Genomic DNA, 16,405 nt, shown 5'->3' on the forward strand with positions numbered 1-16,405 from the left:
TGAAGGGCGTGCGTGGCGGCAAGGGCCGTGCGCAGGCGCCGGCCGCCGCAGGCGAAACGCAGGACGACCTGTTCCTGTACGTCTCGTCGCCGGCATTCGACGCCGATAACGAGGCCAACGCAGGCGTGAATGGGCCGATGCTGCGCCGCGGCCGCGCCGCCGCACAACCCAAGCGCGTGCTGAGCCCCGACGACGACGCACCGAAGCTGCACAAGGTTCTCGCGGATGCGGGCATGGGTTCGCGCCGCGACATGGAAGAGCTGATCATCGCCGGGCGTGTCTCGGTGAACGGCGAACCCGCGCACATCGGTCAGCGCATCCTGCCGACCGACCAGGTTCGCATCAACGGCAAGCCCATCCGCCGCAAGCTGCAGAACAAGCCGCCGCGCGTGCTGATCTATCACAAGCCGACCGGCGAGATCGTCAGCCATGCCGATCCGGAAGGTCGTCCCTCGGTGTTCGACCGCCTGCCGTCGATGAAAACGGCGAAGTGGCTGGCCGTCGGCCGTCTGGACTTCAACACCGAAGGTCTGCTGATGCTGACGACTTCGGGCGATCTGGCGAACCGCTTCATGCACCCGCGCTACAGCGTGGAGCGTGAATACGCGGTGCGCGTGGTCGGTGAGTTGCCCGAAGGCAATCGCCAGAAGCTGCTCAAGGGCGTCGAGCTCGATGACGGCCCGGCGAGCTTCCTGCGCATCCGCGATGGCGGCGGCGAAGGCACGAACCACTGGTATCACGTCGCGCTGGCCGAAGGCCGCAACCGCGAAGTGCGCCGTATGTTCGAAGCGGTCGGCCTGATGGTGAGCCGCCTGATCCGTACGCGTCACGGCCCGATCGCGCTGCCCAAGGGCCTCAAGCGCGGTCGCTGGGAAGAGCTCGAAGACAACCAGGTGCGCGCGCTGATGGCAGCGGTCGGCCTGAAGGCGCCGAGCGAAGAGAAGGGCGGCCGTGGCGGCAAGGAAGAACGTCGCCAGCCGGACCCGATGCAGACGTCGATGGGCTTCATCAACCGTGAACCGGTGCTGAGCTCGCACGGCGCGATGGGTCAGCCGCGTCAGCAGCGTGGCGGTGGCGGCGCTGGCGCAGGCCGTCGCGGTGCGCAGGCAGGCGGCTTTGGCGCAGGCGGCGGTTTCGGCGGCGGCATGGGCGGCAACGCCGGTGGCAATCGCGGTAATCGCAGCAACGGCGCCAATGGCGGCGGCAACGGCGGGCGTGGTGGCTTTGGCGGCAATGGCGGTAACGGCCGCAGCGGCGGCGCTCGCGGCGACGTCGACGGTAACCGTGCACCGTCCGCCGGCAAGCGTGCTGGCGGCAATGCGGGCGGCGGTAATCGCCGTGGCCCGGGCAATAACGCCGGCGGCAACGCGGGCGGCAATCGCCCGGCAGGCGGCGGTGGCGGTAACCGCACCGGTCAGCGCGGCACGCCGCGCAACCGTACGCGCGGCCATTAAGTTGCCGAATCAGCGAGCGTTCCGGGTCGACCGGCGCTCGCTGCGGCGATCTGCCGTCACCGCACGCAATCGCTGCTGGAGCTGACCTTTAGCTCAGCTCGAGCCAGCCTTGAAAACGCTTTCAGCACGGGCCGATCCGGCTGTAGGCGCTGTTGCGCGGGCGCCTCGCGGTTTGCCTTAAAAGCGAAAAAAGGCTACAATCTCGAAGTCGCTGGGCGTGCGGCTTTTATTTGCGTCCCAGGTGCGACCACCTGGCTAAGTGAGAAGATGGGCGTTTCGCCCATTTTTTTTTGGTTCGGCCGATTGTGATCGTTCCCCGCGTTTTTTGGGGTATCGGTGGCAGTCGCGCAGTGCAACCGTTCACGGCAGGTCTGGCTCGCCCATCTGGGTTGAAGTGCAAGAGCGCGCGCTCACCTGGCGCGCGGCCCGCGAATCCCGAATCACAGGAAGTTGCCGGCTCGCTGCGCGAACATCTGGAGTGGGCATTGTGCAACTGACGGAACTGATTGAAACCACGGTCACCGGGCTCGGTTACGAGCTGGTCGACCTCGAGCGCACCGGGCGCGGCATGCTGGCCATCTACATCGATCAGCCCGCGGGTATCGCGATCGAGGACTGCGAGAAGGTCACGCGTCAGCTGCAACACGTTCTGTTCGTCGAAAACATCGACTACGAACGTCTTGAGGTCTCGTCGCCCGGCCTCGACCGTCCGCTGAAGAAACTGGCGGACTTCGAACGCTTCGCGGGCTGCGAAGCGGTCATCACGTTGAAAAAGCCATTGGACGGACGGAAATCGTACCGCGGCATCGTGCATGCCCCGGAAGGCGAGACCATCGGTCTGGAATTCGAAGGGAAGGCTGGGCCTGCGATGCTCGATTTCACGCTCGCGGACATCGATAAAGCCCGCCTGATCCCCAAAGTTGACTTTAGGAGCCGCAAACAATGAGTCGCGAAGTGTTGATGCTGGTGGATGCGCTGGCACGCGAGAAGAATGTCGACAAGGACGTGGTGTTTGCCGCCCTTGAAGCGGCGCTTGCGTCGGCCTCCAAGAAACTCTTCGACGAAGATGCGGACATCCGCGTGCATATCGACCGTGAAAGCGGCGAGCACGAAACGTTTCGTCGCTGGCGCGTCGTGCCGGACGAGGCGGGCCTGCAGGAGCCGGATCAGGAAATTCTCCTGTTCGAAGCTCGCGAGCAGAACGCCGAAGCACAGATCGACGAATTCATCGAGCAACCGGTGCCGTCGGTCGAGTTCGGCCGTATCGGCGCGCAGGCTGCCAAGCAGGTCATCCTGCAGAAGGTGCGTGACGCCGAGCGCGAGCAGATCCTGAACGATTTCCTCGAGCGCGGCGAAAGCATCATGACCGGCACGGTCAAGCGCATGGACAAGGGTAATTTCATCGTCGAATCGGGTCGTGTCGAAGCGCTGCTGCGCCGCGACCAGCTGATTCCGAAGGAAAACCTGCGCGTGGGCGACCGCGTGCGCGCCTGGATCGGCAAGGTCGACCGCACCGCGCGCGGCCCGCAGATCGAACTCTCGCGCACGGCGCCCGAGTTCCTGATGAAGCTGTTCGAGATGGAAGTGCCGGAAATCGAGCAAGGCCTTCTCGAGATCAAGGCGGCAGCGCGTGATCCGGGCGTTCGCGCCAAGATCGGCGTGGTGGCTTACGACAAGCGCATCGATCCGATCGGCACCTGCGTCGGTATCCGCGGCTCGCGCGTGCAGGCTGTGCGCAACGAGCTCGGTGGCGAAAACGTCGACATCGTGCTATGGTCGGAAGATCCCGCCCAGTTCGTGATCGGCGCGCTCGCGCCGGCTGCCGTGCAGTCGATCGTGGTCGACGAAGAAAAGCACTCGATGGACGTCGTCGTCGACGAAAGCGAGCTTGCGGTCGCCATCGGCCGCAGCGGCCAGAACGTGCGTCTTGCCGGCGAGCTGACTGGCTGGCAGATCAACATCATGACGCCGGACGAATCCGCGCAGAAGCAGAACCAGGAGCGCACGGTGCTGCGCGACCTGTTCATGGCGCGTCTCGACGTCGATGAGGAAGTCGCCGACATCCTGATCGACGAAGGCTTCACGAGCCTCGAAGAGATCGCCTACGTGCCCCTCAACGAAATGCTGGAAATCGAAGCGTTCGACGAGGACACCGTGCACGAGCTGCGCAACCGCGCGCGCGACGCCCTGCTCACGCAGGCTATCGCGAACGAGGAAAAGGTGGAAAGCGCCGCGCTGGACCTCAAGAGTCTGGACGGCATCGACCCGGAGCTGCTCGCGAAGCTGGCGCAGCACGAAGTTCACACCCGCGACGAGCTCGCCGAGCTGGCCGTGGACGAACTGACCGAAATGACGGGAATGGAAGAGGACGCCGCCAAGGCGTTGATCATGAAGGCACGTGAGCACTGGTTCGAATGACCTGCGGGGGAGCCATCCCCCACGGTGATTCACCAGGGCGTGACGAGCAGGAAGCGACCATGACCCACTGAACTGACGCGGCCGCCCCGCAGCTAGCTGTATGAGCGCAGGGCAATCGGTGCCGCATGACCCGATGTCAACCGCAAGGAATCTGTCCTTGCATTAAGAGGAATGAATGGCGAGTAACAACGTAGCCCAATTTGCCGCGGAACTGAAAATGCCTGCCGGCGTGCTGCTCGAGCAGCTGCAGGCGGCGGGCGTCACTAAAGCGAGCGAAGCCGACGCTTTGTCCGAAACGGACAAGGCACGTCTGCTCGATCACTTGCGCAAGTCTCACGGCTCGACTGATGCAGACAAGCGCAAGATCACGCTGACGAAACGGCATACGTCGGAAATCAAACAGTCCGATGCGACGGGTAAGGCTCGCACCATTCAGGTCGAGGTGCGTAAAAAGCGCACTTTCGTCCGCCGCGACGAATCCGCCGAACAGGCGGAGGCATCGAATCATGACACCGACGCCGTAGCCGCAGCCGCCGAAGACGCGGAACTGCAGCGCCGCGAAGAGGAAGCCCGCCGCGAGGCGGAACTCCTCGAGCGTCAGGCTCAGGAACTCAAGGAGCGTCAGGAGCTTCTCGCGCGTGAAGAGGCCGAGCGCCGCGAACGCGAAGAAGCTGCTGAAGCACAACGCCGCCGTGCCGAAGAAGAGGCCGCACATAAGAAGGCCGCGGCAGATGCCGCTGCACGCGAACTGGCCGCACAGGCCGTCGCTGCCCAGCGCAATGCCGAAGCAGAAGCGAAGGACGTGAAGCAACAGCAAGACGACGAACGCGCCGCCGCCGAGCGCGCAGCGCAGCGTGAAGCTGCGCAAAAGGCTGAAGTAGCCGCGCGCGAAGCCGCCGACAAGGCGCAGAAAGAACAGGAAGAGATCGCTCGCCGCCGTGCGGCTGCAGAAGCCGAAGCGCGCGCGATCCGCGAAATGATGAACACGCCGCGCAAGGCGCAGGTCAAGGCGGTCGAACCGCCGAAGCCCGTCGAGCCGGCCAAGCCTGCCGAAGCCAAGGGCACGCTGCACAAGCCGGCGCGTCCGGAAGGTGCTGCGCGTCCGGCCGCCGGTGCTGCTGGTGCGAAGAAGCCTGCCACGACGGCAGCGCCTTCGACGAGCGCGCCGGGTGCTGGCGCGGGCGACCGCAACAAGAAGCCGGGCGCAGGCAAGGGCGGCTGGCAGGACGATGCATCGAAGCGCCGCGGCATCAAGACGCGTGGCGACTCGTCGGGCGGCGTTGACCGCGGCTGGCGCGGCGGTCCGAAGGGCCGTGGCCGTCACCAGGACAACTCCTCGACGTTCCAGGCGCCGACCGAGCCGATCGTGCGCGAAGTGCACGTGCCGGAAACCATCACCGTGGCTGACCTCGCGCACAAGATGTCCGTGAAGGCGTCGGAAGTCATCAAGGTGATGATGAAGATGGGCCAGATGGTCACCATCAACCAGATGCTGGACCAGGAAACGGCGATGATCATCGTCGAAGAACTGGGCCACCGTGCCGTCGCGGCCAAGCTCGACGATCCGGAAGCGCTGCTGGTCGAAGGTCAAACGACCACCACGGACGCAGAACAACTGCCGCGTCCGCCGGTCGTCACCGTCATGGGTCACGTCGACCACGGCAAGACCTCGCTGCTCGACTACATCCGCCGCGCGAAGGTTGCAGCGGGCGAAGCCGGCGGCATTACGCAGCACATCGGCGCTTATCACGTCGATACGCCGCGTGGCGTCATCACGTTCCTCGACACGCCGGGTCACGAGGCCTTCACGGCCATGCGTGCTCGCGGTGCGAAGGCAACCGACATCGTCATTCTGGTGGTCGCAGCCGACGACGGCGTGATGCCGCAGACGAAGGAAGCGATCGCCCACGCCAAGGCAGCCGGTGTGCCGCTCGTCGTTGCGATCAACAAGATCGACAAGCCGGATGCGAATCCTGAGCGCGTCAAGCAGGAACTCGTCGCCGAAGGCGTCGTGCCGGAAGAATACGGTGGCGATTCGCCGTTCGTGCCGGTGTCGGCAAAGACCGGTACGGGCATCGACGATCTGCTCGAAAACGTCTCGCTGCAGGCCGAAGTGCTGGAACTGAAGGCTCCGGTCGCAGCACCGGCCAAGGGTCTCGTCATCGAAGCGAAGCTCGACAAGGGTAAGGGTCCGGTTGCAACGATCCTCGTCCAGTCGGGTACGCTCAACCGTGGCGACGTCGTGCTGGCAGGCAGCGCCTATGGCCGCGTGCGTGCAATGCTCGACGAAACCGGCAAGGCGACCAAGGAAGCCGGTCCGTCGATCCCGGTCGAAATCCAGGGTCTGTCGGAAGTGCCGGGCGCAGGCGAAGAAGTCATCGTGCTGCCGGACGAGCGCAAGGCGCGCGAAATCGCGCTGTTCCGTCAAGGCAAGTTCCGCGACGTCAAGCTGGCGAAGCAGCAGGCTGCGAAGCTCGAAAACATGCTCGAGCAGATGGCGGAAGGCGAAGTGCAAAACCTGCCGCTTATCGTCAAGGCCGACGTGCAAGGTTCGCAGGAAGCACTGGTGCAGTCGCTGCTCAAGCTGTCGACCAGCGAAGTGCGCGTGCAGATCGTGCACAGCGCGGTCGGTGCGATCAGCGAGTCGGACGTCAACCTGGCAACGGCTTCGAAGGCAGTCATCATCGGCTTCAATACGCGTGCAGATGCACAGGCGCGTAAGGTTGCCGAGTCGAACGGCATCGACATCCGCTACTACAACATCATCTATGACGCAGTGGATGAGGTGAAGGCAGCCATGTCGGGCATGCTCGCGCCGGAGAAGCGCGAGACGGTGACGGGTACGGTCGAAGTGCGCCAGGTGATCCGCGTGCCGAAGGTTGGTCTGGTCGCGGGCTGTATGGTCACGGACGGTTTCGTCAAGCGCTCCTCGTCGGTGCGTGTGATCCGCAACAACGTGGTCATCCATACCGGCGAACTCGACTCGCTCAAGCGCTTCAAGGACGACGTCAAGGAAGTCAAGCAAGGCTTCGAGTGCGGTATGTCGATCAAGAACTTCCACGACATCGCCGAAGGCGACCAGTTCGAAGTGTTCGAGATCACGGAAGTCGCGCGTACGCTGTAAGACAGCGGCGCACGCGGGCAGCCTGGAGTATTCCGGCGGCTCGCGGGCTTACCCGAAAAGGGGCGGGGCGGGCGCTAGCCGGCCCCGCCCTTTGTTTTTTGTCAGACAGTTTTTGCGCAGCCGCGCGCCAGCATGGCAGCGCGCTGCAACGAATGCCGCCAGAGAGGTGGAATCATCATGCCGAAAAAACGTTCTTCCCCGAATCGCAATGTGCAGATCGCCGATCAGATCCAGCGCGATCTTTCCGAACTGATGCGCGAAGTGAAGGACCCGCGTGTGGGTCTCGTGACGATCCAGAGCGTCGAACTGACGCCGGACTACGCCCACGCCAAGGTCTTTTTCACGACGCTCACGGGCGATCCGCAGCAGACTCAGGACGCGCTCAATCACGCGGCCGGTCACCTGCATAACCAGCTGTTCAAGCGCCTGCATATCCATACGGTGCCGACGCTGCATTTCCACTACGACCAGTCGGTCGAGAAGGGCGTGGCGATGTCGCGTCTGATCGACGAGGCGAACGCCTCGCGTGCCAAGGAAGACTGATCGCGCCAGCATGACTGCATCATCGAAGAAGAGTCAGGGCGAGCAACGTCCTAAAGTGCCGCGCCGTCTGCTCGACGGCGTGCTGCTGCTGGACAAGCCCATCGGTCTGTCGAGCAACGATGCGCTGATCCGCGCCAAGCGTCTTTATCGTGTGAAGAAGGCGGGGCATACGGGCACGCTCGATCCGCTGGCTTCGGGCCTCTTGCCGCTGTGCTTCGGCGAGGCGACCAAGTTCTCGCAGGATCTGCTCGAAGCGGACAAGACCTACGAGGCGACTATGCGTCTGGGCATCCGCACGACCACGGGCGATGCGGAAGGCGAAGCGGTCGACACGCGCGAAGTCACCTGCGACGAGGCCGCGGTTCGCGCCGCGATGGCGCGTTTTGTGGGCGATATCGTGCAGATTCCGCCGATGTATTCGGCGCTCAAGCGCGACGGCAAACCGCTCTACGAATACGCGCGCGCGGGCCAGACGGTCGAGCGCGAAGGGCGCAATGTGACGATTCTCGCGCTCGACATGCTCGCGTGCGCGTTGCCCGACGTGACGTTCCGCGTGACCTGCACCAAGGGCACGTATGTGCGCACGCTCGCCGAGGATATCGGCGAGGCGCTCGGCTGCGGCGCGCATCTGGTGATGCTGCGTCGCACGGGCGTGGGCGCGCTCACGCTCGAACATGCGGTGACGCTCGATGCGCTGACGGCGCTCGACGAAGCGGCGCGCGATAGCTGGCTTCAGCCCGTGGATGCGCTGCTTTCGACGTTCCCGGTCGTGACGCTCGACGCCGAATCGGCGCGCCGCTTCACGCATGGTCAGCGCCTGCCGCTCAACGCGCTGGTGCTCGATCGCTCGGCCTGCGAAGCCGCGGATCGCGTGCGCGTGTACGACCAGGCCGGTGTGCTGCTGGGCGTGGCGAAAGCCGCCAACGGCGTGCTCGCGCCGGAACGCCTGGTGGTGAGCGGAGCGGTCTGAACGCGCGACGCGTTGATCCGCGTCAGCAATAGAAAACGGCACGCCGGTGATGAACCGGACGTGCCGTTTTTGTTGGTGCGCCCGATCGGGATGCAGATCGGGACGCACGCGTATCAGAAAAAGCCTAGTGCGCTGCGGAAGCGGCTGCACCGGCATCCGCACTGCCTGCGCGTTCGGGACGCGTGATCCAGATCAGCGCGATCAGCACGATAAAGATCACCGACGAAATCCAGAACAGGTCGTTCACGCCGAGCTGCGCGGCCTGCTGCGTGACCAGGCGATCGAACATGCCGTGCGCCTGCGACGGATCGAGGCCCACCGAGTTCTGCATCTGCTGCATCGACTGGTTGAACACCGGGTTGGTCGGCGTGGCCTGCTCGGTCAGACGCGCGTGATGGAAAATCGTGCGATGGTCCCAGGCGGTCTCGAAGATCGACGTGCCGATACCGCCGCACATGATCCGCACGAAGTTCGACAGACCCGAAGCCGCCGGAATGCGGTTGCCCGGCAAGCCCGAAAGCGTGATCGACACCAGCGGAATGAACAGACCCGCCATGCCGATGCCCTGAATCAGCGTCGGCACCGTGAGCGCCCAGGTGTCCACGCCAGTGGTGTACTGCGAGCGCAGCCAGAAGCACAGCGCGAACACGATGAACGCCGTCGTCGCGATATAGCGCGGATCGGTGCGCGGCAGGATCTTGCCCGTGATCGGCGAAAGCAGGATCGCGAAGAAGCCCACGGGCGCCATCACGAGACCGGCATCGGTGGCGGTGTAGCCCAGATCGGTTTGCAACCACAGCGGCAGCAGCACGAGATTGCCGAAGTAGAGCCCGTAGCCCACGGAAAGCGCAATCGTGCCGCCCGTGAAGTTGCGCCGCGCGAACAGCGAAAGATCGACGACCGGATGCTCGGCGGTCAATTCCCAGATCACGAAGAACGCGAACGAGATCACGGCGGTCAGCGCCAGCACGATGATGGTCGTCGACGAGAACCAGTCGAGATCCTTGCCCTTGTCGAGCATGATCTGCAGCGAGCCGACCCAGAGAATCAGCAGACCCAGGCCCACGCCGTCGATCGGTGCCTTGCGGATCAACGAATCGCGGTTGCGGAAGATCATCCACGTGGCGATCGCGGCGACGATACCCACCGGAATGTTCACGTAAAAGATCCACGGCCACGAGATGTTGTCCGAGATCCAGCCGCCGAGAATCGGACCCGCGACCGGCGCGATCAGTGTGGTCATCGACCACATCGATAGCGCAATCGGCGCTTTGGCGCGTGGATAGCTCGCGAGCAGAAGCGTCTGCGACAGCGGGATCATCGGGCCGGCCACGGCGCCCTGCAGCACGCGCGCGGCGAGCAGGAAGGGCAGCGTAGGCGCAAGACCGCACAGCCACGACGAGATCACGAACAGGATGATCGACGCCATGAACAGGCGCACCTGACCAATGCGCTCGGTGAGCCAGCCCGTGAGCGGCACCGAGATCGCATTGGCGACCGCGAACGAGGTGATGACCCACGTGCCCTGATCCGAGGCGACGCCAAGGTCGCCTGAGATCGACGGGATCGACACGTTCGCAATCGACGTGTCCAGCACGTTCATGAACACCGCGAGCGAGACCGCGATGGTGCCGAACACGAGTTGCGCGCCTTGCAGCGGCGGATGGACGACGGGTTGTTGTGCTGCTGCCATTGAGTGCTTTGTTATGTGCTGCTAATTGCGGCTTGTAGACGTCGCGCGGTCTTTACATCAGCTTCGCGGCGGGCTTGGCCGCACGCACGTTGGCCGACGAAACCTGCTTCGCGTTCGGGCCTGCGTTTTCCGTGATGATGCGGGCGATTTCCGCATCGGCTTCGTCGCCGTACTTCTCGAACACGTTGGTCTGGTAGACCGTGTTCTGCGCGTTGCCGAGCTGGCTGCCCGTATCGTCCTTGATATTCACGTCGACCTGCATCGACAGACCGATACGCAGCGGGTGCTTTTCGAGGTCGGCCGGATCGAGCGCGATCCGCACCGGCAGACGCTGCACCACCTTGATCCAGTTGCCCGTGGCGTTCTGCGCCGGCAGCAGCGAAAACGCCGAGCCCGTGCCTGCCGAGAAACCCACCACCTTGCCGTGATACACCACCGACGAACCGTACACGTCCGCCGTCATTTCAACCGGCTGGCCGATACGCATGTGCTTGAGCTGCACTTCCTTGAAGTTCGCATCGACCCACACGGCGTTCAGCGGCACGACCGACATCAGCGGCGTACCCGGCGAAACACGCTGGCCAACCTGCACCGAGCGCTTCGCGACATAGCCGGTGACCGGCGCGGGCAGCGTGTTGCGGGCGTTCGTGAGGTACGCATCGCGCACCTTCGCAGCCGCAGCCATCACGTTCGGATGATTGGCGATGGTCGTGTTGGCGGTCAGCGCGCGGTTGGCGGCGAGTTGCTGCTGCGCGGCGTCGAGCGCGGCTTCGGCGCTCTTGACCGAGTCGCGTGCGTGCGAGATTTCTTCCTGCGAAACCGCGCCCGTCTGCGCAACCTGCATACGGCGGCGCAGGTCGTCCTGCGCACGCGAGAGGTCGGCCTGACGCACGGCGACTTGCGCCTCGTACTGGCTGTCGTCGGCGAACAGACCGCGCACCTGGCGCACGGTCTGGCCGAGATTCGCTTCGGCCTGCTGCAGCGCGATGCGCGAATCGGCCGGATCGAGTTGCACCAGCGGATCGCCGATCTTGACGGTCTGCGTATCGTCCGCGTTCACGGCGATCACCGTGCCCGTGACTTGCGGCGTGATCTGCACGACGTTGCCGTTGACGTAGGCGTCGTCGGTGCCTTCGCTGAAGCGCGCGACGAGGAAGTAATAGAGGCCGTAGGCAATGGCTGCGATCACGATCACGAGGACGAGCAGCGTCATCATGCGCTTGCGCTTGCCGTTGTTCGCGTTCGGCTGCGGATTGGCCGCCGGTTGCTGAGGGGTGCTCATGGAAGGATCTCCGGATTCTTGCGTGCTGTTCGTTCAGTTATTAGCCAGTTTCTGGCTTGTACGTCGCTTGTATGTCGCTTTTGCGTGTTTCTGGCGCTCAGTTCGCGGCCGTGGCGGCATGCGCCGACGCATCCGGCGCGGACCACGGCGCATCGCGCCACGGGCTGCCGTTCACGTCGCTCTGGCCTTTCACGTCCTTCGCTTCGCTGCCGACCTGTGCCGGCGGCACGAGATTGACGTCGTGCGCGTCATGCGCGTCGAAGCCGCCGCCCAGTGCCTTGATCAGCGCCATCTGCTGATCGCGGCGCTGCGCCTTGAGGGCCGTCACGGTCTGCTCGGACGCGAGACGGTTCTGGTCCGCGTTGAGCACCTGCAACTGCTCCGACAGACCGGCCTTGTAGCGGATCACGGCAAGCTGATACGCCTTGGTCGAAGCGTCGAGCGCGTTCTGTGCATCGACAAGCTGTTTGTCCGCCGAGCGGATCGACGACACGGTCGTGGCGACATCCTGGAACGCATTGATCAGCGTCTGGTTGTAGTTCGCCACATCGAGGTCGAAGTCGGCGTAACGGCCCTTCAACTGCGCGCGCAGTGCGCCTGCGTCGAAGATCGGCAGATGCACAGCTGGGCCGATGTTCATCTGACGGCTCGTGAAGTTGAGGAATTTGCCCCAGCCGAAGGCGTCGAAACCGAAGCCCGCGGCGAGGTTCACGTCCGGATAGAACTCGGCCTTGGCTTCCTTGACGTCGTGCATCGCGGCTTCGACCTGCCAGCGCGCGGCGACGATGTCCGGGCGACGCGCGACCAGATCCGCAGGCAGGTTATCGGGCAGCGCGACCTGTGCGGCCGGATTGAGCACCGGGTTGGCGATCTGCAGACCGCGATCCGGGCCCTTGCCGAGCAGCGCGCCCAGTTGATAGCGCACGCTTTCGATCTGGCCGTCGAGTTGCGAAAGGTTCGCCTGGCTCGTGGCGATATTGCCGTTGGCGGTCTGACGTTCGACGTTGGTGTCGAGGCCCGCCACCACGCGGCCATTCGTGATCGTGCCGATGGTCTTGCGATTGCCGATTTCGCGCGCGGCGATATCGCGCAACGCGTAAAGCTGCGCAAGCTGGTTGTAGGTGCGGGCAACCGAGGAGGCGAGCGTGACGCGCGCCTGTTCCATATCGGCCTGCGCCGCGCGTTGCTGCGACACGGCTTGCGCCAGACGCTGACGGTTCTTGCCCCACAGATCCAGATCCCACGACGCGCTGGCGAGCGCGTTGTTCTCGCTGTACCAGCTACCGCCGTACGGCGGCGGGAACAGGCCGTTGGCCGAGTACAGTTCGCGCGTCCACGAATAGCTCGCGTTGGCCTTCGGATAGAGCGCCGACTTCGACGTATCGATATAGGAAGACGCCTTGGCGATACGCGCCTGCGCCTGCGCGATGCTCGGATTGCCTTCGAGCGCTTCGTCGATCAGCTTCGGCAGTTGCGGGTCGCCGAACTGCTGCGCCCAGTCGAGCGTGGGCCACTGGCCACCCTGAGCCGGAATGCTCTGCGAAGTTTCGAATTGTTGCGGCTGCGCGATGGTCTTGTCGCTTTTGATGCCGATGTAGTTTGCGCAGCCCGAAAGCGCGAGCGCCGCGACCGCGGTAGCCACCGCTGCTCGACAGGTATGCGCTGGCGCAAACTGGGTTAGGGATTTCATTGCTCGTCTCGGTGCGTGAGAAGGTGTGGTGATACTGGACGATGCAGCCATTTTCCCGTCCGGCGGTGTCGAATTTGCCTGCCTCGTCATCCATTGCGCGCGTCGATTGTTGCCAGCCGACGCGTTCAAGCGGTGTCTCAGTAATGCGTCAATCGTCGGGTGAAGTCTGGCCCGCAGCGGCATTCGCGGCATTCTGGCTAGCTTCGCAGCTATTGACGAGAATCCGCCGCAACATGCTCTTGAGAAAGCCGACTTCTTCGGGCGTGAAGCCTTTGGAGAGTTCGCCCGTCACGCTCGTGAAGATCGCCGGCATGCGCGCGGCGATCGCTTCGCCCTCGGGCGTGAGCGCGAGGCGCACGGCGCGGCGGTCTTCGGAACTGCGCACGCGGCGCAGGAGGCCGCGCTTTTCCAGCCGGTCGACGAGGCGCGTCACGGCGCTCGCGTCGATGCCGTATTCGCGCGCCAGTTCGGCCGCGAGCACGCACTTGCCGCTTGCCACCATGAACAGCACGCTGGCCTGCTGGCTCGTCACGCCCAGTTCCGTCACGGTGCTCTGCGTGATCAGGTTCGACATGGACGATTTCACGCGCGAAATCAGGTAGCCAACGCTTTCGCCGAGGTCGTAATCGCGGACTTCGGGCGGGGGCGTGGGAGTCGGTTCCGTCATGGTTCTGCTGCAACTGCAATGGTTGACCAGGCAGGGATTATATGGCTCGTTAGTTGACGCGGCAAGATTTATTGTCGCAGGGCCGAGAAAGCTTTGCTAAGTGGGGTCTTAATTGGACCCCGTGCGGCGTGAGAAAATGGGCGTGACAGGGCGCAGCTGTCGCGCGGGCGCCGCAAAGTGCGCCAAAACCTGTCGCAAACCAGCATGAGGCAGATCAAGTCATCTGTGCGTGCTATAATTTCAGGTTCCCAAAAGTGCGTCATGGCAGCCCTGACGCGATTCGGCCTCCCCGACCCGTGACCCAATTCGCCGCAAGCGTCCGAGACGCCCGTGGCAGCAGGGCGGGGCGGCGTCCGAGCCCCACTTGTGTGGCCCGCCGTCGGGCCCGCATGACGCACTCAACTGTACCCAGGTTCCTATGTCCCGCGCCCTTCGCAACATCGCCATCATTGCCCACGTCGACCACGGCAAGACCACGCTCGTCGACCAGCTCCTCCGTCAGACCGCCACGTTCCGTGACAACCAGCAGGTCGCCGAGCGCGTGATGGACTCGAACGACATCGAAAAAGAACGTGGCATCACGATTCTTTCGAAGAACTGCGCGGTCGAGTACGAAGGCACGCACATCAACATCGTCGACACCCCGGGCCACGCGGACTTCGGCGGTGAAGTGGAGCGCGTGCTGTCGATGGTCGACTCGGTGCTGCTGCTCGTCGACGCCGTCGAAGGCCCGATGCCGCAAACGCGCTTCGTGACCAAGAAGGCGCTGGCGCTCGGCCTCAAGCCGATCGTCGTCATCAACAAGATCGACCGTCCGGGCGCACGTATCGACTGGGTGATCAACCAGACGTTCGACCTGTTCGACAAGCTCGGCGCGACCGAAGAGCAGCTCGACTTCCCGATCGTCTACGCATCGGGCCTGAACGGCTACGCTTCGCTGTCGCCGGACGCGCGTGACGGCGATATGCGCCCGCTGTTCGACGCTGTGCTCGAACACGTGCCGGTTCGCGATGCCGATCCGGAAGGCGGCCTCCAGCTCCAGATCACCTCGCTCGACTACTCGGCTTACGTTGGCCGTATCGGCGTGGGCCGTATCAAGCGCGGTCGTATCAAGCCGGGTCAACCGGTTGCGCTGCGCTTTGGCCCGGAAGGCCAGGTCATGAACCGCAAGATCAACCAGGTGCTGGCATTCAGCGGCCTGGAGCGCGTGCAGGTCGAAGCGGCTGAAGCCGGCGACATCGTGCTGATCAACGGTATCGAAGACATCGGTATCGGCGCGACCATCTGCGCGGTGGACAACCCCGAAGCGCTGCCGATGATCACGGTCGACGAGCCGACCCTCACGATGAACTTCCTCGTGAACTCGTCGCCGCTCGCCGGCAAGGAAGGCAAGTTCGTGACGAGCCGCCAGATCCGCGACCGTCTGACGAAGGAACTGAACCACAACGTCGCGCTGCGCGTGAAGGATACGGGCGACGAAACCACGTTCGAAGTGTCGGGCCGCGGCGAACTGCACCTGACCATCCTGATCGAAAACATGCGCCGTGAAGGCTACGAGCTGGCCGTGTCGCGTCCGCGCGTGGTGCTGCACGAAGTCGACGGCGTGAAGCAGGAGCCGTACGAAATGCTGACCGTTGACGTCGAAGACGCCAACCAGGGCGGCGTGATGGAAGAACTGGGCCGCCGCAAGGGCGAAATGATCGACATGGCGTCGGATGGCCAGGGCCGTACGCGTCTCGAGTACCGCATTCCGGCACGTGGCCTGATCGGTTTCCAGGGCGAATTCATGACGCTCACGCGCGGCACGGGCCTGATGAGCCACGTGTTCGACGCTTACGGTCCGATCAAGGAAGGCACACTCGGCGAGCGCCGTAACGGTGTGCTGATCTCGCAGGACGACGGCGCAGCTGTCGCCTACGCACTGTGGAAGCTGCAGGATCGCGGCCGCATGTTCGTGAAGCCGGGCGACGCGCTGTACGAAGGCATGATCATCGGTATCCATAGCCGCGACAACGACCTGGTCGTGAACCCGATCAAGGGCAAGCAGCTGACCAACGTGCGCGCCTCGGGCACCGACGAAGCCGTGCGCCTGGTGCCGCCGGTCCAGATGTCGCTCGAATACGCAGTCGAATTCATCGACGACGACGAACTCGTGGAAGTGACGCCGCAGTCGATCCGTCTGCGCAAGCGCCATCTGAAGGAACATGAGCGTCGCCGCGCAAGCCGCGAAGCCGAATAAGTTTGCTGTCTAGACTTTTTCGCGCACTGCAATGCATGTAAGAAAACAAGAAAGCCGCCGCTGTCTGGGCGGCTTTTTTGCGCGCTTTTTCAAGTGTGGCGGGATTGCCCTGCGGTGCCGGAAGAGTCTGTTGTTGAAGTTGCAAAACGTCGCAAACGCCCATTCTGTAAGGGTTTGCGTGCGATGATGTGTCGCATTGCATCTTATGGGGACTATCACTTATGTGCTATGCTCCGCCGATGCATGATTTAGGTCCTTCCAAGCAGACTTGATTCGCAATCCGCTAAACGGTCAGGCCGTGGCGCGGAAGGTTGAGTAACCCGCT

11 protein-coding genes are annotated in these 16,405 nt (G+C 63.8%); 7 read left to right on the forward strand and 4 right to left on the reverse strand.

Going from position 1 to position 16,405, the window contains the following annotated elements; genetic code table 11:
- From rluB to truB, 6 genes are all read left to right on the forward strand, one after another.
- On the forward strand, positions 1-1,454 hold a 1,454-nt coding region (gene rluB, locus G3N59_RS17130; RefSeq protein ID WP_205983822.1), incomplete at its 5' end, for a 23S rRNA pseudouridine(2605) synthase RluB.
- 487 nt (positions 1,455-1,941) lie between these two features.
- The gene (gene rimP / locus G3N59_RS17135; RefSeq protein ID WP_065061251.1) at positions 1,942-2,400 is read left to right on the forward strand and encodes a ribosome maturation factor RimP; all 459 of its coding nucleotides are present in this window, start codon (positions 1,942-1,944) and stop codon (positions 2,398-2,400) included.
- Positions 2,397-3,872: a transcription termination factor NusA gene (nusA, locus tag G3N59_RS17140; RefSeq protein ID WP_205983823.1), complete on the forward strand. Its 1,476-nt coding sequence runs from the start codon at positions 2,397-2,399 to the stop codon at positions 3,870-3,872. Before rimP ends, nusA begins: the two co-directional genes overlap by 4 nt.
- Before the next feature lie 175 nt (positions 3,873-4,047).
- Entirely contained in the window at positions 4,048-6,996 is a 2,949-nt protein-coding gene (infB, locus tag G3N59_RS17145; protein WP_205983824.1) for a translation initiation factor IF-2, read from the forward strand.
- A 177-nt stretch (positions 6,997-7,173) separates the two neighbouring features.
- Entirely contained in the window at positions 7,174-7,539 is a 366-nt protein-coding gene (gene rbfA / locus G3N59_RS17150) for a 30S ribosome-binding factor RbfA (protein WP_205983825.1), read from the forward strand.
- 10 nt (positions 7,540-7,549) lie between these two features.
- Positions 7,550-8,509: a tRNA pseudouridine(55) synthase TruB gene (gene truB / locus G3N59_RS17155; protein ID WP_205983826.1), complete on the forward strand. Its 960-nt coding sequence runs from the start codon at positions 7,550-7,552 to the stop codon at positions 8,507-8,509.
- A 124-nt stretch (positions 8,510-8,633) separates the two neighbouring features.
- Here truB and G3N59_RS17160 read toward each other — a convergent pair whose 3' ends face one another.
- The 4 genes from G3N59_RS17160 to G3N59_RS17175 form a co-directional block, all read right to left on the reverse strand.
- Positions 8,634-10,202, reverse strand: a complete 1,569-nt coding sequence (locus tag G3N59_RS17160; protein ID WP_205983827.1) for a DHA2 family efflux MFS transporter permease subunit — start codon at positions 10,200-10,202, stop codon at positions 8,634-8,636.
- Between the two features lie 52 nt (positions 10,203-10,254).
- Positions 10,255-11,484 (reverse strand): EmrA/EmrK family multidrug efflux transporter periplasmic adaptor subunit, encoded by a 1,230-nt coding sequence (locus tag G3N59_RS17165; RefSeq protein WP_205983828.1) that lies wholly within the window; start codon positions 11,482-11,484, stop codon positions 10,255-10,257.
- Positions 11,485-11,581: 97 nt separating this feature from the next.
- On the reverse strand, positions 11,582-13,174 hold the full coding sequence (locus tag G3N59_RS17170; RefSeq protein WP_205983829.1) for an efflux transporter outer membrane subunit: 1,593 nt from the start codon (positions 13,172-13,174) through the stop codon (positions 11,582-11,584).
- 148 nt (positions 13,175-13,322) lie between these two features.
- Positions 13,323-13,841 carry a MarR family transcriptional regulator gene (locus tag G3N59_RS17175; RefSeq protein WP_205983830.1) on the reverse strand — a complete coding sequence of 173 codons (519 nt, stop codon included), beginning with the start codon at positions 13,839-13,841 and terminating at the stop codon, positions 13,323-13,325.
- A 418-nt stretch (positions 13,842-14,259) separates the two neighbouring features.
- Between G3N59_RS17175 and typA the strand changes: the two genes are divergently transcribed.
- Positions 14,260-16,080: a translational GTPase TypA gene (typA, locus tag G3N59_RS17180; RefSeq protein WP_205983831.1), complete on the forward strand. Its 1,821-nt coding sequence runs from the start codon at positions 14,260-14,262 to the stop codon at positions 16,078-16,080.
- Positions 16,081-16,405 lie beyond the last annotated feature (325 nt).

Source organism: Paraburkholderia sp. Ac-20340 (assembly GCF_017104965.1).
GTDB lineage: Bacteria > Pseudomonadota > Gammaproteobacteria > Burkholderiales > Burkholderiaceae > Paraburkholderia.